10 protein-coding genes are annotated in these 24,196 nt (G+C 65.7%); all 10 read left to right on the top strand.

Annotated elements, in window-relative coordinates:
• Positions 1–481 precede the first annotated feature (481 nt).
• Positions 482–1,426 carry a ubiquinol oxidase subunit II gene (gene cyoA, locus ACZ899_RS14670; protein ID WP_028689802.1) on the top strand — a complete coding sequence of 315 codons (945 nt, stop codon included), beginning with the start codon at positions 482–484 and terminating at the stop codon, positions 1,424–1,426.
• A gap of 3 nt (positions 1,427–1,429) precedes the next feature.
• Positions 1,430–3,448, top strand: coding sequence for a cytochrome o ubiquinol oxidase subunit I (gene cyoB / locus ACZ899_RS14665; RefSeq protein ID WP_050703798.1), 2,019 nt, complete (start codon positions 1,430–1,432; stop codon positions 3,446–3,448).
• A 3-nt stretch (positions 3,449–3,451) separates the two neighbouring features.
• Positions 3,452–4,075, top strand: coding sequence for a cytochrome o ubiquinol oxidase subunit III (locus tag ACZ899_RS14660; protein ID WP_023629875.1), 624 nt, complete (start codon positions 3,452–3,454; stop codon positions 4,073–4,075).
• Positions 4,075–4,407: a cytochrome o ubiquinol oxidase subunit IV gene (gene cyoD / locus ACZ899_RS14655; protein WP_186713218.1), complete on the top strand. Its 333-nt coding sequence runs from the start codon at positions 4,075–4,077 to the stop codon at positions 4,405–4,407. Before ACZ899_RS14660 ends, cyoD begins: the two co-directional genes overlap by 1 nt.
• A gap of 11 nt (positions 4,408–4,418) precedes the next feature.
• Positions 4,419–5,306 (top strand): heme o synthase, encoded by an 888-nt coding sequence (cyoE, locus tag ACZ899_RS14650; RefSeq protein ID WP_028689798.1) that lies wholly within the window; start codon positions 4,419–4,421, stop codon positions 5,304–5,306.
• Positions 5,307–5,641: 335 nt separating this feature from the next.
• Positions 5,642–6,850: an alanine transaminase gene (gene alaC, locus ACZ899_RS14645; protein ID WP_203647943.1), complete on the top strand. Its 1,209-nt coding sequence runs from the start codon at positions 5,642–5,644 to the stop codon at positions 6,848–6,850.
• A 283-nt stretch (positions 6,851–7,133) separates the two neighbouring features.
• Positions 7,134–7,517: a YkgJ family cysteine cluster protein gene (locus tag ACZ899_RS14640; RefSeq protein WP_050703800.1), complete on the top strand. Its 384-nt coding sequence runs from the start codon at positions 7,134–7,136 to the stop codon at positions 7,515–7,517.
• A 456-nt stretch (positions 7,518–7,973) separates the two neighbouring features.
• The gene (locus ACZ899_RS14635; RefSeq protein ID WP_234560482.1) at positions 7,974–23,180 is read left to right on the top strand and encodes an autotransporter-associated beta strand repeat-containing protein; all 15,207 of its coding nucleotides are present in this window, start codon (positions 7,974–7,976) and stop codon (positions 23,178–23,180) included.
• 452 nt (positions 23,181–23,632) lie between these two features.
• Positions 23,633–23,878 (top strand): hypothetical protein, encoded by a 246-nt coding sequence (locus tag ACZ899_RS14630; RefSeq protein WP_036985930.1) that lies wholly within the window; start codon positions 23,633–23,635, stop codon positions 23,876–23,878.
• Positions 23,875–24,126, top strand: a complete 252-nt coding sequence (locus ACZ899_RS14625; protein ID WP_046857049.1) for a DUF3077 domain-containing protein — start codon at positions 23,875–23,877, stop codon at positions 24,124–24,126. Before ACZ899_RS14630 ends, ACZ899_RS14625 begins: the two co-directional genes overlap by 4 nt.
• The last annotated feature ends 70 nt before the right edge of the window (positions 24,127–24,196 follow it).

The raw sequence follows: 24,196 nt of genomic DNA, 5'->3' as shown, positions 1-24,196 counted from the left end.
GCCACCAGCCCTTGCGCGGCAAGGGTTTCAGGGCTACTGGAAGGGGTGCGACAAACTGTCGCGAAGTTGATTTTTTGACCAGCATTGTTACGCATTCTGTAAAAGACTGTTGCTCAATAAGTCATAGTCATCGTTGAACGACCTATCTACAATCGCCCCCAATTTCCGTTCGGCACTGCTTGCAAGTCGCAGGATTGATGGAAGCCGCAGCGCTTTCCATTTGCTGACTTCGTCAAGTTTCGCCCAACGGCGATACCGGGCGGACCCCCCTCCGCGTTTTCCGCACCAAATGGACTTGGTCTGAAGTACAGGCCTGTTGCCTACGAAACCATAAGCACCGCACACCCGCTTGACGCCAAGATCCTGCAGTCGGATCCCTGGCAGGGGCGAGTACGGGCGCCAATTGCCGCACTTGGCAGGACGAAGTGTTGGCTACCAAAACACAAATTGCATTGAAGCAAGCTGATCTAGAGGTCGTGAGATGAGTAAAAAGCGTTACCCCAGACTGTTTGGCATATTGCCCTTTTTAGGCATGCTTTTACTCAGTGGGTGCAACTGGACCCTGCTCGACCCGAAGGGCCAGGTCGGCATTGAGCAGAAGAACCTGATCCTGATCGCCACCGGCCTGATGCTGCTGGTGGTCGTGCCCGTGATCATCATGACCCTGGCATTCGCCTGGAAGTACCGTGCTTCCAACAAGGCCGCCACCTACACCCCCGACTGGTCGCACTCGACCAAGATCGAGGCCGCGGTGTGGATCATCCCGATCCTGATCATCATCGCCCTGGGTTACTTCACCTACCACTCCACCCACAAGCTGGACCCGTACCGTCCACTGGATTCCGATGTGAAGCCGGTGCAGATCGACGTGGTCGCGCTGGACTGGAAGTGGCTGTTCATCTACCCGGAACAGGGCATCGCCACGGTCAACAAGATCGTCTTCCCGGCCAACACCCCGGTCAACTTCCGTGTCACCTCCGACGCCGTGATGAACTCCTTCTTCATCCCGGGTCTGGGCGGCCAGATCTACGCCATGGCCGGCATGACCACCAAACTGCACCTGATCGCCAACGAGAACGGTGTGTTTGACGGTATCTCCGCCAACTACAGCGGCGCCGGCTTCACCGGTATGAAATTCAAGGCTGTTGCCACCTCGCAAGCTGACTTCGATGCATGGGTCGCTGAAGTGAAGGCATCGCCGAAGAAACTGGACCAGGCCGAATATGACGCCTTGGCCAAAGCTAGCGAAAACAACCCAGTCGCGCTGTACAGCGAGGCTCCGGCTGACCAGTTCCAGCGCATCGTCGACAAGTACGAAGGCATGAACCGCGGTCGTCCGAACCACGAAGAAGCAGGCAGCAAAGACCTGGCCACTACCAAGGGTGTGGAATCGAGTATGCAACCAGCTGCCGGTGCAGAGGAGTAAGAGATGTTCGGTAAATTAACTCTGGAGGCGATACCGTATCACGAGCCGATAGTCATGGTGACGCTTGCCATGATCGCGCTCGGTGGTATCGCTGTCGTTGGTGCCATCACCTATTTCCGCAAGTGGACCTACTTGTGGACCGAGTGGTTGACCACGGTCGACCACAAGAAAATCGGCGTGATGTACATCATCGTCGCTATGGTCATGCTGCTGCGCGGCTTCGCCGACGCCATCATGATGCGTACCCAGCTTGCCGCCGCCACCGGTGGCTCCGAAGGCTACCTGCCGCCTGAACACTATGACCAGATCTTCACCGCCCACGGTGTGATCATGATCATCTTCATGGCGATGCCGTTCTTCACCGGCCTGATGAACCTCGCGGTTCCGCTGCAGATCGGTGCACGTGACGTTGCCTTCCCGTTCCTGAACTCCCTGAGCTTCTACCTGCTGCTGGCAGGCGTGCTGCTGGTCAACATCTCGCTGGGCGTTGGTGAATTCGCCAAGACCGGCTGGGTTGCCTATCCGCCGCTCGCGGGTATCCAGTACAGCCCTGGGGTGGGTGTCGACTACTACATCTGGGCGCTACAGCTATCCGGATTGGGTACGACGCTTACCGGCGTGAACTTCCTCGTCACCGTGATGAAGATGCGCGCCCCTGGCATGAAGCTGATGGACATGCCGATCTTCACCTGGACCTGCACCTGGGCCAACGTGCTGATCGTCGCTTCCTTCCCGATCCTGACCGCCGCGCTCGCCCTGCTGACCGTTGACCGTTATCTGGACTTCCATATCTTCACCAACGAGCTTGGTGGGAACCCGATGATGTACGTCAACCTGTTCTGGGCATGGGGTCACCCTGAGGTCTACATCCTGATCCTGCCGGCCTTCGGCGTGTTCTCGGAAGTCACCTCGACCTTCGCAGGCAAGCGCCTGTTCGGTCACCACTCGATGATCTACGCCTCGGGCGCGATCGCCATCCTGGGCTTTGCGGTCTGGCTGCACCACTTCTTCACCATGGGTGCCGGCGCCAGCGTCAACACCTTCTTCGGCCTGGCGACGATGCTGATCTCCATTCCGACCGGTGTGAAGCTGTTCAACTGGCTGTTCACCATCTACCAGGGCCGTCTGCGCTTCACCGCGCCGATCATGTGGACCCTGGGCTTCATGGTCACCTTCTCTATCGGTGGCATGACCGGCGTTCTGCTGGCTGTTCCAGGTGCCGACTTCGTTCTGCACAACAGCCTGTTCGTGATCGCCCACTTCCACAACGTGATCATCGGTGGCGCGGTATTCGGCTACATCGCCGGCTTCGCCTTCTGGTTCCCGAAAGCCTTCGGTTTCACCCTGAACGAGAAGTGGGGCAAGGCTGCCTTCTGGTTCTGGATCTCCGGCTTCTACGTCGCGTTCATGCCGCTGTACGCCCTGGGCTTCATGGGCATGACCCGTCGTCTGAACCACTCCGACAACCCGCTGTGGGAACCCTACCTGTACGTGGCCGTGGTCGGCGCCGTGCTGATCCTGTTCGGTATCGCCTGCCAGCTGATCCAGATCTACGTCTCGGTTCGCGATCGCAAGGACAACATGGACGTCACCGGCGACCCATGGGGCGGCCGTACCCTGGAATGGTCGACTTCGTCGCCACCTCCGTTCTACAACTTCGCTCACATGCCTGAGCATGTTGGCCTGGACGCCTGGCACGAAGCCAAGCAAGCCGGCGCTGCGTACAAGGCACCTGCCAAGTACGAAGCGATCCACATGCCGAGCAACACCTCCACCGGTCTGTTCATGGGTCTGCTGCTGACCGTGTTCGGCTTCGCCTTCATCTGGCACATCTGGTGGCTGGTCGGCGCGAGCCTGGTGGCAACCATCGCTGTCTTCGTTCGCCACGCCGCGCGTGACGACCAGGGCTACATGGTTCCGGCCGAAGAAGTGGCGCGCATCGAAGGCGAGCGCATGAAAGCGCTGGCCAAAGCAGGTGCACTGCCTGCCGGCGCACGTGTCGAATCGTTTGAACGGGTGTAATCAATGTCCAGTCAAGTAATCCACGGTGGCGCGCATGGTCATGACCATGCGCACGACGACCACCACCACGACTCGGGCCAGATGACCGTACTCGGTTTCTGGCTCTACCTGATGACCGACTGCATCCTGTTTGCGTCGCTCTTCGCCACCTACGCGGTGCTGTCCGGCGGTTTCGCCGGCGGCCCGTCGGGTCACGACATCTTCCAGCTCGACTTCGTGCTGGTTGAAACCGCGTTCCTGCTGCTGTCCTCGATCACCTTCGGCTTCGCCATGCTGAAGATGTTCGCCGGCAACAAGGCAGGCGTGCTGGGCTGGTTGGCCGTGACCTTCCTGTTCGGTGCCGGCTTCATCGCGATGGAAATCTATGAGTTCCATCACCTGATCGCCGAGGGCTACGGCCCGCAGCGCAGTGGCTTCCTGTCGGCGTTCTTCGCGCTGGTCGGTACCCACGGCCTGCACGTGACTGCCGGTCTGATCTGGATGGCAATCATGATGTACCAGATCAACAAGCACGGCATCACGCCGACCGCCAAGACCCGCATGAGCTGCCTGAGCCTGTTCTGGCACTTCCTGGACGTGGTCTGGATCTGCGTATTCACCGTCGTCTACCTGCTGGGGGTTCTGTAATGGCTAACGCACACGACACTCACCACGAAGGTAATCACGGCAGCGTGAAGTCGTACATGATCGGTTTCGTACTGTCGATCATCCTGACCGCGATCCCGTTCGGCCTGGTGATGTACCCGAGCCTGCCGAAGAACCTGACCGTCCTGATCGTGGTGGCCATGGCCGTCATCCAGGTTGTCGTGCACCTTGTGTACTTCCTGCACATGGACCGCTCGAAAGAGCAGCGTTCCAATGTGTCGACGTTCCTGTTCACCGTCCTGGTAATTGCACTGTTGGTCGGCCTGTCGCTGTGGATCATGTTCAGCATCCACTTCGAAATGTTGGCCAAGTGAGGTAAGACTGCATGTCCGTGAAGCACTTTATCCAAATCACCAAACCGGGGATCATTTTCGGTAACGTGCTTTCCGTGGCAGGCGGTTTCTTCCTTGCCGCTAAGGGGCATGTGGATTTCGCCCTGTTCCTGGCGGTGGTGATCGGTACTTCCCTGGTGGTCGCGTCCGGATGCGTGTTCAACAACTGCATCGACCGTGACATCGACCACAAGATGGAACGTACCAAGAACCGCGTCATGGTCCAGGGCGGCATGTCGCTGCCCCTGGCGCTGATCTACGCCACCCTGCTCGGGGTGGCGGGTTTCAGCCTGCTGTATGTGCAAGCCAACCCGCTGGCGGCGTTCTGCGCCCTGGTCGGCTTCGTCGTCTACGTCGGTTTCTACAGCCTGTGGCTCAAGCGCAAATCGGTGCACGGCACCCTGGTTGGCAGCCTGTCCGGTGCCATGCCTCCGGTGATCGGCTACTGCGCCGTGAGCAACAGCTTCGACCTGGCTGCGGTGACCCTGCTGGTGATGTTCAGCCTGTGGCAGATGCCGCACAGCTTCGCCATCGCCATCTTCCGCTTCAAGGACTACAGCGCCGCCAACATTCCGGTCCTGCCGGTGGCACGCGGTATCCTCGCGGCGAAGAAGCAGATCGTGCTGTACGTACTGGCCTTCGTGCTCGCCACCCTGATGCTGACCCTCGGCGGCTATGCCGGCCTGGGTTACCTCGCCGTGGCGGCCGCCATGGGCCTGTACTGGCTGTACATGGCCTGGGGCGGCTACAAGGCCGAGGACGACAGCAAGTGGGCCCGCAAGGTGTTCGGCTTCTCCATCCTCACCGTCACCGCCCTGAGCGTGATGATGGGCGTGGACAGCCAGACCGCGGCCGATGTGCTGATGACCTACGCGCGCTGATACAGCAGCCTGTTACACCAGGAACCCCGGCCATGTGCCGGGGTTTTTTTATGCCTGTTTTCCTGTACCGGGCTCTTCGCGGGCAAGCCCGCTCCCACAGGATTCCCACAGCCTTTGAAGCTTGCACTGTACCTGTGGGAGCGGGTTTACCCGCGAAGAGGCCGGTCCTGAAAACATAAATCTTTGATTTTCAAAAAATACATCTGAAAATGTTAAATAAAACAGGAAATTATCCTTTACAGAAATATTGTTTCGGCACTATCTTCTGAATCAGGCCGCCGCAGCGGCCAACGTCGCTCGGACGGTTCCGGGCGCTTACGTCTCTAGAGGAACACATGGCCAACCCAGGTTCGCCGCGCCGCTTCGCGCGCATCGATCGTCTCCCCCCGTACGTCTTCAACATCACCGCCGAGCTCAAGATGGCCGCCCGCCGCCGTGGCGAGGACATCATCGACCTGAGCATGGGCAACCCCGATGGCGCCACCCCGCCGCATATCGTCGAGAAGCTGGTGCAGGTCGCCCAGCGCGAGGACACCCACGGCTATTCCACCTCCCGCGGCATCCCACGCCTGCGCCGGGCGATCTCCAACTGGTACAAGGATCGCTACGAGGTCGACATCGATCCGGAAAGCGAGGCCATCGTCACCATCGGTTCGAAGGAGGGTCTGGCGCACCTGATGCTGGCCACCCTCGACCAGGGAGACACGGTGCTGGTGCCCAACCCCAGCTACCCGATCCATATCTACGGTGCGGTGATCGCCGGTGCCCAGGTGCGCTCCGTGCCGCTGGTGCCAGGGGTGGACTTCTTCAACGAGCTGGAGCGGGCGATCCGCGAGTCGATCCCCAAGCCGAAGATGATGATCCTCGGCTTCCCGTCCAACCCCACCGCCCAGTGCGTCGAGCTGGACTTCTTCGAGCGCGTTGTGGCCCTGGCCAAGCAGTACGACGTGCTGGTGGTGCACGACCTGGCCTATGCCGACATCGTCTACGACGGCTGGAAGGCACCGTCGATCATGCAGGTGCCGGGCGCCAAGGACATCGCGGTGGAGTTCTTCACCTTGTCCAAGAGCTACAACATGGCCGGCTGGCGGATCGGCTTCATGGTCGGTAACCCCGAGCTGGTCAGCGCCCTGGCGCGGATCAAGAGCTACCACGACTACGGCACCTTCACCCCGCTGCAGGTGGCCGCCATCGCTGCCCTGGAAGGCGACCAGCAGTGTGTGCGAGACATCGCCGAGCAATATCGCCAGCGCCGCAACCTGCTGGTCAAGGGCCTGCACGAGCTGGGCTGGATGGTCGAGAACCCCAAGGCCTCGATGTATGTCTGGGCCAAGATCCCCGAGGCCTACGCGCACCTGGGCTCGCTGGAGTTTGCCAAGAAGCTGCTGGCCGAGGCCAAGGTCTGCGTGTCGCCGGGGATCGGTTTCGGTGACTACGGCGACGATCATGTGCGCTTTGCCCTGATCGAGAACCAGGACCGGATTCGCCAGGCCATTCGCGGCATTCGCCAGATGTTCCGGGCCGATGGGCTGACCAGCAAGTAAGCCGCCAGGGCGCTATCGCGGGTGTAGGAGCGGCCTTGTGCCGCGAAAGGACCGCGAAGCGGCCCCAGGATGTATGCAGCATTGCCAAGAACTCGGGGCTGCTTTGCAGCCCTTTCGCGGCACGAGGCCGCTCCTACACAGACCTGCGCATATCGCTTACCTCGGAACGCCGATCAGCGGCGATCTTTTTTTGCTTCCCCCTCTTCTCAGCCGTCCGCGCCTGGATTACAAATAGCGCCGCGGGCGCTCGCCCCGATAACAACAACCTCCTTCCCTGGCCATCATGTCCGATCAGAACCCTTGCCTGACCTGCGGCGCCTGCTGCGGCTACTTTCGTGTGTCTTTCTTCTGGGGTGAATGCCAGTCCGCCGGCGGCGTGGTGCCCGACGATCTGGTGGTGCAGATCAACCCGACCCGGGTCGCCATGATCGGCACCGACGCCAAGCCTTGCCGCTGCGTCAGCCTGGGTGGCGAGATCGGCACGCAAGTGGCGTGCTCCATCTACGAGAACCGCTCCAGCCCCTGCCGCGAGTTCGATGCTTCGTGGGAAAACGGCGTGCACAACCCCAGCTGTGACGACGCCCGGGCAGCCTATGGCCTGCCACCGCTGACACCACCGGGCGCCAATGAGCCGCATTGGCCGGATGAGGGGGCGGAGGTCGCCTGAAGGGATTACTTGGCCTTGCAGACTGCGAACTGCGTGGGAGCGGGCTTGTCCCGCGATTGCGGTGCCGGCGTCATCGCGGGGCAAGCACGCTCCCACAAACCGTTTCACATTCTGGCCATTCGCCATGACCGTTCGTCGGTTGGATCCAATGGCCAAGCGGCTGAAACCCGCGAAACACGTGCCGCCTAGACAAAGTATTAACACCATTTGACCGTCCCCGACGCCGTACCGCCCGCGCCTGAGCGGCTACACATTCCCTCAAAGGAAATTCGTAGCCATAGATCAGGCGTTTCGGCCGTCGCGTGTTCCACTGCTCTTTCCTGCCCCGCTGTGCACGCATTCAAGGACTGAATCGCCTGATCCACGAAGGAGCTCTCCGTGGACAGACGTGCCGCCCCCCGTTCACCCGCCCGTTTCTCGCAACTGTCGCTGGCTGTCAGCCTGGCTGTAGGTGCGATGGCATTTGGTCTGTCCAGCGAACAGGCCCTGGCTGCCTGTAGCGCGGCCGGGGCCACGATCACCTGCAACGGCGCTGCCAACCCGCTGGCGCCGAGCTATACCAACGGCGGCAGCGGCCTCACCGTGAACGTCAACCCGGGCGCGACCCTGGGCACCTTGCTGGGCGTGGGCGGCACCTCGCTATCGCTGGCCGGCAACAACAACACCCTGAACAACTCCGGCACCATCGACCCGACGTTGCTCGGGCTGTTGAGCATCCAGTCCTCCGCCGTGCTGATCGGCAACACCGGCACCGGCAGCACCCTCACCATCAACAACAACGCCACGGGCGTGATCAAGGGCACCGGCGCCCTGCTCGGCGCCAACCTGCTGAACCTCACCGGCATGGCGCTGGACGCGCGCAACGGCGCCGCCGGCACCACCACCATCAGCAACGCCGGCAGCATCGGCTCCTCGGCCTTGGCCAGCCTCACGCTGGTGAGCGAGGACACACCGGTCATCGCCGTGACCGGCGGCAGCACGGTGAACTTCACCAACACCGGCACTATCCTCGGCCGTGCCGCATTCGAGGCTTCCGCGGCAGGCAACACCTTCACCAACGCCGGGACCCTGACCGGCAGCCTGTCGATGGGTGCCAACAGCACCAACCGCTTCAACGCCATCACCGGCTCCAGCGTGGGGGCAGGGCTTGGCGTCGGCGTGGCCTTGCTGGTCACCAGCAACCCGAACCTTGCCTTCGCGGCGGCCGGCAAGATCGACGGTGGTGCCGGTGGCACCAACACCCTGGCACTGCAAAACGCAATTGGCGGCGGCAGTGGGACCAGTGGCAGCGGTACGATCAACGCCACCAACTACATCAACTTCAGCCGCCTGATTGTCGACGCCGGCACCTGGAGCCTGATCGGCCAGGTGCTCAACGGCACCACCCAGACCACCCTCAATGGTGGCCAGCTCAACTTCGACAACTCCAGTGCGTTCGGTAGTGGTGCCATCACCGTCAATGGTGGTGGGCTGGCGGGCACCGTCGGTGGCCTGAGCCTGGCCAACAACTTCACCCTCAACGCCGGCCTGAACGTCGGCGGCGCCACCGACATGGCCCTCAATGGCGTGGTCTCGGGTGTTGGCGGCCTGACCAAGACCGGCACCGGGCTGCTCACCCTCGGCGCCACCAACACCTACAGCGGCGGCACCACCCTGGCTGCCGGCGGTCTCAACCTGGCCAGCGCCGCGGCGCTGGGCAGCGGCGGCCTTACCGTCAGCGGCGCCAGCAGCCTGCAGGGCAGCGTGCCGCTGGTGTTGAACACCGCCGTGGCGCTTAACGCGGCGCTGACCCTGCCCGGCAGCAACGCCCTGACCCTGGGCGGTGTGCTCAGCGGTACCGGCTCGCTGGTCAAAAGCGGCAGCGGCACCGTGACGCTCAACGGCGTCAACACCTTCAGTGGCGGTACCACACTGGCCAGCGGTACGCTGACCATCGGCAACGACAGTGCCCTCGGTACCGGCGCGCTGACCCTTACCGGCAACGGCACCCTGAACCACACCGCCGCACTCACCCTGGGCAACGCCATCAACCTGGGCGGCAACACCCTCACGCTGCCGGGCAGCAATGCCGCCATCCTCAACGGTGTGATCAGCGGTACCGGCGGCCTGACCAAGACTGGCACCGCCGACCTCACTCTCAACGGCGTCAACACCTACAGCGGCACCACCACCCTGGGCGGTGGCAAGCTCACCGTCGGCAACAGCGCCGCGCTGGGCACCAGCAGCCTGACCCTGGGCGGCAATGCCAGCCTGGACGCCAGTAGCGCGGTCAGCCTGAGCAATGCGATCAACCTGGGGGCCAACACCCTTGACCTGCTGGGCACCAGCGCCACCACCCTGGGCGGTGTCATCAGCGGGACTGGCGCACTGGTCAAGAATGGCGCCGGCGACCTGACCCTCAATGGCAACAACACCTTCAGCGGCGGCCTGACGCTCAACACCGGCAAGCTCACCGTCGGGCACAGCAATGCGCTGGGCAGCGGTGCGCTGACCCTGGGCGGCAACGTCAGCCTCGACGCCGGCACCGCGGTCAACCTGGGCAACGCGGTCAACCTCGGCGCCAGCACCCTCAACCTGCTGGGCACCAGTGCCACCACCCTGGGCGGTGTCATCAGCGGCACCGGCGCGCTGGTCAAGAACGGCAGCGCCGGCCTGACCCTCAACGCCAGCAATACCTTCAGCGGCGGCACCACCCTCAATGGCGGCGTGCTGACCGTGGGCAACAACAATGCCCTGGGCACCGGCGCGCTGACCCTGGGCGGCAATGCCAGCCTCGATGCGGGCGTGGCGGTCAACCTGGGCAACGCCATCAACCTGGCCGGTAACACCCTCACTCTGCCGGGCACCAGCGCCACCACCCTGGGTGGCGTGATCGGTGGCACCGGGGCACTGGTCAAGAACGGCGGCAGCAACCTGACCCTGGGTGGCGCCAACACGTTCAGTGGCGGGCTGACCCTTAATGCCGGCACCCTGACTCTGGCCAGCGCGGCGGCCCTGGGTACGGGCGGCCTGACCGTTGGCGGGGCCTCGACCCTGGCCAACGCCGTGGCGATGACCCTGAACAATGGCGTCAACCTCGGCGCCAACCTGACCCTGGCCGGCGCCAACAATCTCAATCTGGCCGGCAACCTCAGCGGCACCGGCGGGCTGATCAAGAACGGCAGCGCCAGCCTGACCCTGAGCGGCAACAATACCCAGAACGGCGCCACGGCGCTGAACGCCGGCACCCTGGTGCTGGGCAGCAACACCGCGCTGGGCACCGGCGCGCTCAATGCCGCCGCCAACACCACCCTCGACACCAGTGTCGCCGGGCTGAACATCGGTAACGCCCTTAACCTGGCCGGCAACCTGAACCTGCCCGGCAGCAATGACCTGACCCTGAGCGGCGTCATCGCCGGCGCCGGCGGCATCACCAAGGGCGGCAACACCACCTTGACCCTGACCGGTGCCAACACCAACAGCGGTTCCACCTTTGTCAACGCCGGTACCCTGGTGGTCGGCAGCAACACCGCGCTGGGCACCGGCACCCTCAACACCGCCGCCGGCACCCACCTGGACGCCAGCACGGCCGTGAGCCTGGCCAACGACGCCATCATCGCCGGCCCCCTGACCATCGACGGCACTGCCAACCTGGGCCTGAGCGGCGTGCTCAGCGGCATCGGCTCGCTGGTCAAGAACGGCAACGCCAGCCTGACCCTGAGCGGCAACAACGTCTTCACCAACGGCACCCAGCTCAACGCCGGCACGCTGATCCTGGGCAGCAACACCGCACTGGGCATCGGCGGCCTGGCCCTGGGTGGCAACGCCAACCTCGACACCAGCACCGCGGTAGCCGCCACCAACACCATCAGCCTCGGCGCTAACACCCTGACCGTGCTGGGCAGCAACGCCACCACCCTGACCGGACAGATCAGCGGCACCGGCGCGCTGGTCAAGAACGGCAGCGCCGGCCTGACCCTCAACGGCAACAACACCTACAGCGGCGGTACCACCCTCAACGGCGGGTTGCTGACCCTGGGCAACAACAATGCCCTGGGCAGCGGCGCCTTGACCCTGGGTGGCAACGCCAGCCTCGACGGCAGCGGCACCCTCAACCTGGGCAATGCCATCAACCTCGCCGGCAATACCCTGACCCTGGCGGGCAGCAATGCAACCACCCTCGGCGGCGTGATCAGCGGCACTGGCGCGCTGACCAAGAACGGCAGCACCAACCTGACCCTGTCAGGTGCCAACACCTTCAGCGGTGGTCTCAACCTCAATGCCGGCACCTTGACCCTGGCCAGCGCCGCGGCGCTGGGGACCGGAGCTTTGAACGTCGGCGGTGCTGCCACCTTGGCCAACTCCACGGCCATGACCCTGAACAACGCCATCAACCTCGCCGCCGACCTGTCGCTGCCCACCACCAGCAATCTCACCCTGGCCGGCAACCTCAGTGGCACCGGCGGCCTGGTCAAGAGCGGCAGCGCCACCCTGACCCTGAGCGGCAACAATACCCACAGCGGCGCCACCGCGCTCAACGCCGGCACCCTGGTACTGGGCAGCAACATCGCCCTGGGCACTGGCGCGCTGAATGCCGCCAACAACACCACCCTGGACACCAGCGTCGCCGGGCTGAACATCGGCAACGCGCTGAACCTGGCCGGCAACTTCATCCTGCCCGGCAGCAACGACCTGACCCTGAGCGGCACCATCGCCGGCGCCGGCGGCATCACCAAGAACGGCGCCACCAGCCTGACCCTGAGCGGCAACAACAGCAACAGCGGCATCACCCGTCTGAACGCCGGTACCCTGGTGCTCGGCAGCAACACCGCGCTGGGCACCGGCACCCTCAACACGCTGGCCGGCACCCACCTGGATGCCAGCACGGCAGTCAGCCTGGCCAACGACGTCACCATCGCCGGCCCCCTGACCATCGATGGCAGCGCCGACCTGGGCCTGAGCGGCGTGGTCAGCGGCATCGGTTCGCTGGTCAAGAACGGCAACGTCAACCTGACCCTGAGCGGCAACAACCTCTACACCAACGGCACCCAGCTCAATGCCGGCACGCTCACCCTCGGCAGCAACACCGCGCTGGGCATCGGTGCCCTGACCCTGGGCGGCAACGCCAACCTCGACGCCAGCACCGCGGTGGCGGTGACCAACGGCATCAGCCTGGGCGGCAACACCCTGACCGTGCTGGGCAGCAACGCCACCACCCTCGGCGGCCTGATCAGCGGCAGCGGTGCGCTGGTCAAGAATGGCAGCGCTGGACTGACCCTCAACGGCAACAACACCTACAGCGGCGGCACCACCCTCAATGCCGGGCTGCTGACCCTGGGCAATAACAACGCCATCGGCAGCGGCGCGCTGAGCGTGGGCGGCAACGCCAGCCTCGACGGCAGCGCCGCGCTCAACCTGGGCAACGCGATCAACCTGGGGGCGGGCGCCACCCTGACCTTGCCGGGCAGCAACGCCACCACCCTTGGCGGCGTGATCAGCGGCACTGGCGTGCTGACCAAGAACGGCAGCACCAACCTGACCCTGTCGGGCGCCAACACCTTCAGCGGCGGCCTCAACCTCAATGCCGGCACCCTGACCCTGGCCAATGCCGCGGCGCTGGGAACCGGCGCGCTGAACGTCGGGGGCGCCGCGACCCTGGCCAACAGCGTGGCGATGACCCTGGGCAACGACGTCAACCTCGGCGCCAACCTGACCCTTGGCGGCAGCAACAACCTGACCCTGGGCGGCGTGCTCGCCGGTACCGGCGGGTTGATCAAGAACGGCGTGTCCGACCTGACGTTGACGGGCAACAACACCTTCAGCGGTGCCATCGACCTGCTCGGCGGCAGCATCACCACCGTCGGTACCACCGCTCTGGGCAATACCTCGGCGGTCAGCGTCGGCGCCGGCACCAGCCTCAACCTCGGCGCCAGCGCCACCATCGGTGGCCTGAGCGGCGCCGGTACGGTGAATATCGCGGGCGGTGGTGCCCTGACCCTGGGCGGCAACAACCTCAACAGCGTGTTCAGCGGCGTCTTGGCCGGCAGCGGCGGGCTGATCAAGAACGGCAGTGGCAGCTTCGAGCTGTCCGGGGTCAACGTGCTCGCTGGCAATACCACGGTCAATGCCGGCTTGCTCAATGTCACCGGCTCGCTGGCCAGCGCCAGCGTGCAGGTCAACAGCGGCGCCAGTCTCGGCGGCACCGGCAGCTTGCTGGGGGCGGTCGACATCGCCAACGGCGCGCACCTGCTGGCCAACAGCGGTGCGACCCTCGGCACCGGCGCATTGACCCTGCACAGTGGCTCGGTCCTCGACTTCGGCCTGGGCTCGCCCGCTACTGGCGGCACCGCGCTGGTCAACGTCAACGGCAACCTGACCCTGGACGGCACCCTCAACGTCACCGACGTCGGCGGCTTCGGCACCGGTATCTACCGGCTGTTCGATTACACCGGCGCGCTGGTCGACAACGGCCTGCTGGTCGGCAACGTCCCGGGTGCCATGTTGCCCGGCGACCTGCAGGTGCAGACCTCCATCGGTAGCCAGGTCAACCTGCTGGTCGGCGGCGCCACCGGCACCGTGCAGTTCTGGGACGGCGCCCAGAGCGTGCCCAATGGCGTGATCGACGGCGGCACCGGCACCTGGAATGGCAGCAACACCAACTGGACCGATGTCAACGGCGTGCTCAACGGCAGCTGGGCCAGTGACTTCGCGGTGTTCCAAGGCACCGCGGGGGATGTCACCGTGGTCGGCACCCAGGCCGCCACCGGGCTGCAGTTCGTCACCAACGGCTATCGCCTGATCGGCGCCGGTGGGCTGGACCTGGTCAACGGCAGCAACGGCGCCTTCGCCGTGCGAGTCGACCCCGGCGTCACCGCGACCCTCAACGTCGGCCTCTCGGGCAGCGGCCAGTTGGCCAAGCTCGACAGCGGCACCCTGGTGCTCAATGGTGCCAACAGCTACACCGGCGGCACCCTGTTCAACGGCGGCACGGTCGTGGTCGGTAACAACACCGCTTTTGGCAGCGGCGCTGTCAGCACCGCCAACGGCACCACCCTGGACAGCAACACCGCCGTGACCCTTGGCAACGCCTTCAATCTAAGCGGTGCCCTGACCGTCGCCGGTTCCGCCGACCTGGGGCTGTCCAACGTGGTCTCCGGCCTTGGCAGCCTGGTCAAGGCTGGCGGCGCCAACCTGACCCTGGGCAGCGCCAACACCTACAGCGGCGGCACCAGCCTGGGCGCCGGCACCCTGACCCTCGGCAACGCCCAGGCGCTGGGTACTGGCGGCCTGACCGTCACCGGCGCCGCCAGCCTGGACACCACCGGTAACCTGGCACTGGGCAATACCGTCGCCCTGAACGCCAACCTCACCCTACCGGGAACAAACGACCTCACCCTCAACGGAGCGCTCAGTGGCACCGGGGGCCTGGTCAAGACAGGTTCCGGCACGCTCACCCTCAACGGCAGCAACAGCCAGCAGGGCAGCACCAGCCTGAACGGCGGCACTCTCGTGGTAGGCAGCAACACCGCGCTGGGCACCGGCGCCCTGAACGCAGTCGGCGGCACCACCCTGAGCAGCAATGCCAACGTCACCCTGGCCAACCAGCTCAACCTGGCCGGCAACCTGACGATCGCCGGGGCGCAGAACCTGACCCTGGGCGGCAACGTCAACGGCGTCGGCGGCCTGACCAAGACCGGCAGCGGCACCCTGACCCTGAACGGCACCAATGGCAACCTGGGCAACACCAACCTCAATGCCGGCACCCTGGTGCTCGGCAGCGCCAGCGCCCTTGGCCTCGGTCAGCTCAACGCGGCGGCCGGCACCACGCTGGACAGCTCCGCGGCGATCAACATCGGCAACACGGTCAACCTGGGAGGCAACCTCACCATCACCGGCAGCAACGACCTGGGCCTGGGCGGCCTGGTCACGGGGGCCGGCAGCCTGACCAAGAACGGTGCCAGCAACCTCACCCTCAGTGGCGCCAACACCCTGACCGGAGGCGTGACCCTCAATGCCGGCACGCTGACCCTGGGCAACAACCAGGCACTGGGCACCGGCACCCTGACCGTCGGCGGCGCCAGCAACCTGGCCACCACCGGTGCCCTGACCCTGGCCAACCAGGTGACACTCAACAACACCCTGAGCCTGACCGGCAACAACAACCTGGCCCTCAATGGTGTGATCAGCGGTACCGGCGGCCTGACCAAGACCGGCAGCGGCAACCTGAGCCTCGGCGCCGCCAACACCTACCAGGGCACCACCACCCTGGGTGGCGGCACCCTGACCCTGGGCAACAACACCGCCCTGGGCACGGGCAACCTGGCGGTGACCGGCAGCAGCACCCTGGCCACCACCGGCGTGCTGCAGGTGGCCAATGCCATCGGCCTTGGCGTCGGGACCACTCTCGGCGTCAACAACACCCAGGCCCTGACCCTCGACGGTGCCATCAGCGGTGCCGGGGCGCTGAACAAACTGGGTGCCGGGCAACTGGTGCTCAATGGCAGCAACACCTACGCCGGCGGCACCTCGCTGCAGGCCGGCAGCCTGCTGCTGGGCAATGCCGGCGCCCTGGGCAGCGGTGCCCTGAGCGTCAACGGCGCCGCCAGCCTCGATGCCAGCCAGGCGCTGGCGCTGGTGAACGCCGTCAACCTCGCCGGTGGCAACCTGACCCTCGGCGGCAGCCAGGCACTGACCCTCAACGGTGTGGTCTCCGGCAGCAACGGCATGGTCAAGAACGGCGCCGCCACCCTGACCCTCAATGGCAACAACACCTACAGCGGCGGCACCACCCTCAACGCCGGCACCCTGGTGGTCGGCAGCAACACCGCGCTGGGCAGCGGCGCGCTGAGCACCGGTGCCAACACCAGCCTCGATGCCGGTGGCGCAGGCGCCACCCTGGCCAACAATGTACACCTGGGCGGTACCCTCAACCTGCCGGGCAGCGCCGACCTTACCCTCAACGGCGTGGTGGATGGCGTCGGCGGCCTGAACAAGTCCGGCGCCAGCACCCTGACCCTCAACGGCGCCAACAACTACCTGGGCGGCACCACCCTGAATGCCGGCCGACTGGTGGTCGGCAACGACAACGCGCTGGGGCAGGGCGCCCTGACCGTCGCCGGGGCTTCGACCTTGAGCGGCGGCGCCGGCACCACCCTGGCCAACAATGTCACCCTCAATGCCGGCCTGAGCGTCGATGGCGGCAACGACCTGACCCTCAACGGCGTGATCAACGGCACCGCCGGCCTGACCAAGAACGGCAGCGGCAACCTGACCCTCAATGGCAACAACGGCTTCCAGGGCGGCACTCAGCTCAACGCCGGGCGCCTGACCCTGGGCAGCAGCGGTGCGCTGGGCACCGGTACCCTTTCGGTCACCGCCGACGCCACCCTGGCCAACAGCGCGCCCATGGCCCTGGGCAACACCATTGCCCTGAGCAATGGTGCCAACCTGACCGTTGAAGCCGCCAACGCGCTGATCCTGAGCGGCGACCTCGGCGGCAGCGGCAACCTGGTCAAGACCGGCGTCGACGACCTGACCCTGGTCGGCGTCAAGACCTTCACCGGCAACGTCGACATCCAGGCCGGGTCCCTGACCACCCTCGGCGGCGGTGTGCTGGCCAACGTCGACATCCTCAATGTCGGTGCCAGCGGCCAGCTCAACCTCAACGGCAACGCCAGCCTCGGCAGCCTGACCGGCAGCGGCCAGGTCGATGTCGGCATCGGCAGTGTCCTGAGCCTGGGCGGCAACAACCTCAGCAGCACCTTCGCCGGTGGTCTCAACGGCCTGGGCGGCCTGACCAAGATCGGCAGCGGCACCCTGACCCTGACCGGCACCAGCAACCTGGCCGACAACACCCAGGTCAACGCCGGCACCTTGAAAGTCGACGGTACCCTGGGCAGCAACCTGCTGACCGTGGCCAGTGGCGCCACCCTGGCGGGTAGCGGCACCGCCAACGCCACGGTGGTGATCAGCAACGGCGGCCACCTGGCCGGGCAGAGCGGCGCCACCCTGGGCCTCGGCAGCCTGGTGCTCAACAGCGGCTCGATCGTCGATGTCGGCCTGGGCGCCCCGTCCACCGGCGGCACCGCGCTGTTCAACGTCGGCGGCAACCTGACCCTCGACGGCACGCTCAATGTCGGCAGCATCGGCGGCTTCGGCAACGGTGTGTACCGCATCTTCGACTACACCGGCGCGCTCACCGACAACGGCCTGGACTTCGGCAGCCTGCCAGTGGGCGTAGGCCTGGGTGACGTGACCCTGCAGACCGCCCTGGCCAACCAGGTCAACCTGCTGGTAAGCGCCGCCGGCCTGAACATCCAGTTCTGGGACGGCAGCCAGAGCGTGCCTAACGGTCAGGTCGATGGCGGCACCGGCGTGTGGAACGCCGGCAACACCAACTGGACCGACCTCAACGGCGTGCTCAATACCACCTGGGGCAGCACCTTCGCGGTGTTCCAGGGTACAGCGGGCGACGTCACCGTTGACGGCAGCCAGACCGTCAACGGCCTGCAGTTCGTCACCGATGGCTATCGCCTGCTGGCGGGCATCGGCGGCGCGCTCGACCTGATCAACGGCAGCGGTGGCGACACCAGCGTGCGGGTCGATCCGGGTGCCACGGCGACCCTCGATGTCGGCCTGACCGGCGTCGGCAAGCTCAACAAGCTCGACAGCGGCACCCTGGTGCTCAACGGCAACAACAGCTACAGCGGTGGCACCCTGCTCAGCGGCGGTACCTTGATTGTCGGCAACAACGCGGCCCTGGGCAGCGGCGCGCTCGACACCGCGGCGGGCACCACCCTCGACAGCAACGCCTCGGTCGTCCTGGGCAATGCCGTCACCCTGGCGGGCCCATTGAACATTGCCGGTAGCAATGACCTGGCCCTCAACGGCAACATCGGCGGCGCCGGTGGCCTGGTCAAGGCCGGCAGCGCGCGGCTGGCGCTGGCCGGCAACAACACCTATGCCGGTAATACCGCGCTCAATGGCGGCACCCTGGTGCTGGGCTCCAATACCGCGCTCGGCACCGGCAGCCTGACCACGGCGCCCGGCACCAGCCTGGACAGCAGCCAGGCGGTCACCCTCGCCAACAACGTCACCACCACAGGCGATCTCACCGTGCTGGGCAGCAACGACCTGACCCTGGGCGGCACCGTCGGCGGCACCGGCCGCCTGCTCAAGGCTGGCCTCGCGCGCTTCGCGCTGATGGGCGCCAACACCTACAGCGGCGGCACCGACCTGCAGGCCGGCACACTGGTGGTCGGCAACAACGCGGCGCTGGGCAGCGGCGGCCTGGAGGTCAGCGGCAACGCCAACCTCGACAGCGCCAGTGCCGTCACCCTGGCCAACCCGGTAAATGTCAGTGGCGTGCTCAACGTGCTGGGCAGCAACGACCTGCAACTGGCTGGCGTGCTCAGCGGCGGGGGCGAGCTGAACAAGAGCGGCCTGGCCGACCTGACCCTGTCAGGCAACAACACCTTCAGCGGCATCCTCAACATCCTCTCCGGCAGCCTGAGCACCATCGGCACCACTGCCCTCGGTACCCAGAGCCAGCTGAACGTCAGCAGCGGCGCCAGCCTCAACCTTGACGGCAACACCAGCCTCGGCGACATCGGCGGCACCGGCGCGATCCAGATCGCCGCCGGCAACAGCCTGGCAGTGGAGGGTGGGGTGTTCGACGGCAATATCAGCGGCACCGGCACCCTGAACAAACTCGGCAACGGCACCCTGGCGTTGAGCAGCACCAACAGCCACACCGGCACCACCAACGTCCAGGCCGGGGGGCTGCAGGTGAATGGCTCCCTGGCCAGTGGCGCGGTCAACGTCGCCAGCGGCGCCAGCCTCAGCGGCGCCGGCAGCCTCGGCGGCGCGGTGACGGTGGCCAACGGCGGCAACCTCGCGGCCACCAGCGGCAGCACGTTGAACGCCGGCAACCTGGTGCTCGACAGCGGCGCCAATTTCAACGCCTCGCTGGGCACGCCGTCGTCTGGTGGTACGCCGCTGGTCAACGTGGCCAACAACCTGACCCTGGGCGGTACCCTCAATGTCACCGACATCGGCGGCTTCGGCGCCGGGGTCTACCGGTTGTTCGCCTACGGCGGCAGCCTCACCAACAACGGCATGAGCTTCGGCACCACGCCGGTGCCGATCACCGACCTGACCGTGCAGACTGCCGTGGCCAACCAGGTCAACCTGGTGGTCGGCGGTGCCAGCAACGTACTGTTCTGGGATGGCAGCCAGAGCGTCGCCAACGGCCAGATCGACGGCGGCAGCGGCACCTGGGACGCCACCAACACCAACTGGACCGACGTCAACGGCGTGTTGAACAGCACCTGGAACGACACCTTCGCGGTGTTCCAGGGCGCCCCCGGCACTGTCACCGTCAACGGCAGCCACAGCATCACCGGCCTGCAGTTCGTCACCGATGGCTATGTGCTCAACGCCGGTACCGCCGGTGAACTGCTGGGCAACGGCACCACCAACCTGCGGGTCGACAACGGTGTCACCGCGACCCTCAACGTCGCCCTCAACGGCACCGGCAGCGTCGCCAAGCAGGACGGCGGCACCCTGGTGCTCAACGCCGCCAACGGCTACAGCGGCGGCACTGCCCTCAATGGCGGCACCCTGGTGCTTGGCAACAACAGCGCGCTGGGCAGCGGCACGCTGACGGCCGCAGGCGGCACCACGCTGGACAGCAACACCGCCGTCACCCTGGCCAACACCACCGTGCTCAACGGTGCCCTGGCCATCGCCGGCAGCAACGCCCTGACTCTCAATGGCGTAGTCAGCGGCACGGGTGGGCTGATCAAGAACGGCGCCGGCCTGCTGACCCTGAACGGGGCCAACACCTACAGCGGCGGCACCCAGATCAACGCCGGCGGCGTGGTGGGCAACAGCACCAGCCTGCAGGGCGCGATCCTCAACAACGGGGCCCTGACCTTCGAACAGAACGCCAACGGCAGCTACACCGGCAACCTCAGCGGCAACGGCACCCTGGCCAAGAACGGTACCGGCGAGCTGCTGCTGACCGGGGTCAACACCTTCACCGGCGCCACCAGCGTCAATGCCGGCACCCTGCTGGTCAACGGCCGTCTCGACAGCACCAGCGTGCAGGTCGCCACCGGCGCCCGCCTGGGCGGCAGCGGCACCTACGGCGGCGGCGTGCAGATCGCCAACGGCGCTACCCTGGCCGCCGGCCAGAGCGCCACGCCGCTCACAGTAGGCAGCCTCGACCTGGCGTCGGGCAGCGCCCTGGACTTCAGCCTTGGCGCTCCGGCCGCCTCCACCACCGTGGTCAGGGTCAACGGCAACCTGGTGCTCGACGGCACGCTGAACATCACCGATGCCGGCGGTTTCGGCACCGGTGTCTACCAACTGTTCAGCTACGGCGGCACGCTCACCGACAATGGCCTGGTGTTCGGCGCCATCCCGGGTAGCGTGGTCCTGGGCGACCTCAGCCTGCAGACCGCCATCGCCAACCAGATCAACCTGGTGGTGCAGAACTACGGCGAGGAGCTGCAGTTCTGGAACGGCGGCAAGACCAACCCCGACGGCAGCGTCGGCGGCGGCAGCGGCACCTGGGGCTCGAACACTGGCTGGACCAATGCCGGCGGCACCAGCAGCGAAGGCTGGAGCGGCGGCTACGCGGTCTTTGGCGGCACGTCCGGCACCGTTACCGTGGTTGGCAACCAGTCGTTCGAGGGCCTGCAGTTCCTCAGTGATGGCTACCAGGTCGTCCCGGGCTCTGGCGGCAGCCTGACCCCGGTCAACGATGCCGACGGCAGCCTGGCAGCGGTGCGGGTCAACGCCGGTGCCACGGCCACCGTCAGCGCACCGCTGGTCGGCACTGGCGGTATCGAGAAACTCGATGCCGGCACCCTGATCCTCGCCGGCGCCAACACCTACAGCGGCGGCACCACCGTCAGCGGCGGTACCCTGGTCGGCAACACCACCAGCCTGCAGGGCAACATCCTCAACAACGCCAACCTGGTGTTCGCCCAGGGCAGCAATGGCACCTTCAACGGCACCCTCAGCGGTACCGGCACCACCACCAAGCAGGGCGGCGGCACCTTGTTGCTGACCGGCAACCAGCCGTTCAGCGGTGCCTTCAACGTCAACCAGGGCGTGCTCCAGGTGGGCGATGCCGGCAACCCGGGCAGCAACCTCGCCGCCCAGGTCACGGTGGCCAACGGCGCCGCGCTGACCGGCAACGGCACTGTCGCCGGGCTGATCAACAACGGCACCGTGCTGCCGGGGCCGGCCGGCAACCTGAACGTGTCGGGCAACTTCACCAATGGCGCCACCGGCACCCTGGTGATCGACCTCGCCAGCTCGCCGGTGAACTACCTGAACGTGGGCGGCACGGCCAACCTCGGCGGCAGCCTGATGGTGGCCAACCTCGCCAGCGGCAACGGCCAGTACACCGTGGTCAGCGCTGCGGGCGGCATCACCGGTACCTTCGCCACCACCAACCTGGCCAACTCGGCGTTCCTCAACAGTTCACTGGACTATGGCGCCAACCAGGTGACCCTGTCGGTCAGCCGCAACGGCAACTCCTTCGCCGATGTCGCCGCCACCGGCAACCAGCGTGGCGTGGCCACGGCGCTGAGCAGTGCCGGGGCGCCGGCCGAGCTGGTCAACAACCTGCTGCCGCTGGACCGCCAGGGCGCCCAGGCGGCGTTCGACAGCCTGTCCGGCGAGATCCACGCCAGCACCGCGACCGTGCTGATCGAGGACTCGCGCTACGTCCGCGACGCGGTCAACGACCGCCTGCGCCAGGCTGACTGCAGCAACCAGGACGACCCGCGTCGCACCCTGGCGCCGACCGCCAACCAGCAGCTGACCAGCGAAGGCTGCCAGGGCCAGGCCGTGGGCTGGATCCGCGCCATCGGCGGCTGGGGTACCTACGACGGCAGCAGCAGCCATGCCAGCGTCGACCGTGACCTGTCGGGCTTCATGCTCGGCGTCGACCGTGCCCTGGATGATCAGTGGAAAGTCGGCGCCGCCGCCGGCTACACCCGCTCGAGCATCGACGCGCACCGTCGCCGCTCCGACGCCACGGTGGACAGCTACCACCTGACCACCTACCTCGGCTACCAGCTGGACGCCTTCGCCGCCCGCCTGGGCGTGGCCTACAGCTGGCACGACATCGATACCAAGCGCGATGTCACCGTGGGCAGCTACGACGACCGCCTCAAGGCCAAGTACAAGGCGCGCAGCGCCCAGGTATTCGGCGAGGTGGGCTACGCCATCGATGCTGGCGGCATTGCCCTGGAGCCGTTCGCCGGGTTGGCCTACGTCAACTACGACAGCGACACCGCCCACGAGAAGGGCGGGGCAGGGCGGCTGGAGGGCAAGGTCGACCAGGACGTGACCTTCTCCACCTTGGGCGTGCGGGCCGGCAAGCGCATCCTGCTCGACAATGGCAGCAGCGTTACGCCGCGGCTGTCGGTGGGCTGGCGGCATGCGTTCGGTGACGACAAGCCCGATGCCGATTTGCGCTTCATCGACGGTGGCGTAGGGTTCAGCACCGAGGGCGTGCCGATTGCCAAGGACGCGGCGGTGGTCGAGGCCGGGGTGGACCTGTCGGTGGGCGCGAGCGGCAAGCTGGGGGTCGGGTACTCCGGGCAGCTGTCGAGCGAGAACCGCGACCATGGTGTGGTGGTGAGCTTCAGCATGGGGTTCTGAGGTAGATCGCCGGGGCTGCTTTGCAGCCCTTTCGCGGCACGAGGCCGCTCCTACAGAAGACCACGTTCCTCTCTGTAGGAGCGGCCTTGTGCCGCGAAAGGGGCGCAAAGCGCCCCCGGCGCCATTCAGTCGTAAGACATTTCCGAACTTGAAACCAAATCCTTCAGCCAGCCAGCGCTTCGGACCTATCCTACGCGCCTGCCGGAAGGCTCTGAATTGGCCGGGAAATACATCAGGGGTACCGTCACTGGGTCGTCAAATTTGGCGATCCGGGTGTGAGAAGCCCGTCCATGTCCAGATTCAGGTTGCCTGTTATGGCAGCCGTGCGCGCGCAGACTTCGGTCTGGCCGTGGTGTCTGGACACGGTCTTCTCACCTCGCGTACGGCTGCCACCCTTGTCTGTGAGAAGGATACTGGTGGTTGCTCTAGAAACCCTTTCCAGAGTAACAACTATGAAAAAACTAGTACCTGACCCACCCTACCCAATCCCCTTCGTCACCATCATCAGCGACCTCGACCCCGAGGAAGCGATGGCCCACGCCAACAAGCTGATGCACATCCTCAGCGACACCGTCCACGCCTACACCGTCTGCCAGCGCGACGAGCGTCTCGACGTGATGATGGACAGCGTTGAGATCCTCGGCCAACTGGTCATCTCGCTGGTCCGCCACGCCCGGGCCAAGGGGGCGCCGGTATGAGCGACGACTTCAAGCCCGGCCCGACCCAGGGCAAGACCACCTGCCTCGAGATCTTCTGCATCCAGCCCGGTATCCCGTTTGATCACGCCTTCAGCGACCTGTCGGTGCTGCTCGGCTGCGTGGCGCATTTCACTACCGAGGCGGAGATGGAAGGGGACCTCATGGCCGGCAGTGCCGCACGCATTCTCAGTGGGCTGGCCAAGGGGCTGATCGATGACATGGAATTGGGGCTGAATCGAGCGCGGTGAATGGGGGGCTGCTGCGCAGCCCGTTCGCGGCACAAGGCCGCTCCTACAAGAAAACGCGATCCCTTGTAGG

This window comes from Pseudomonas sp. TE31087 (genome assembly GCF_057284075.1).
Note: the sequence above shows the minus strand (reverse complement) of the source record. Positions and strands in the feature narration are given on the sequence as shown.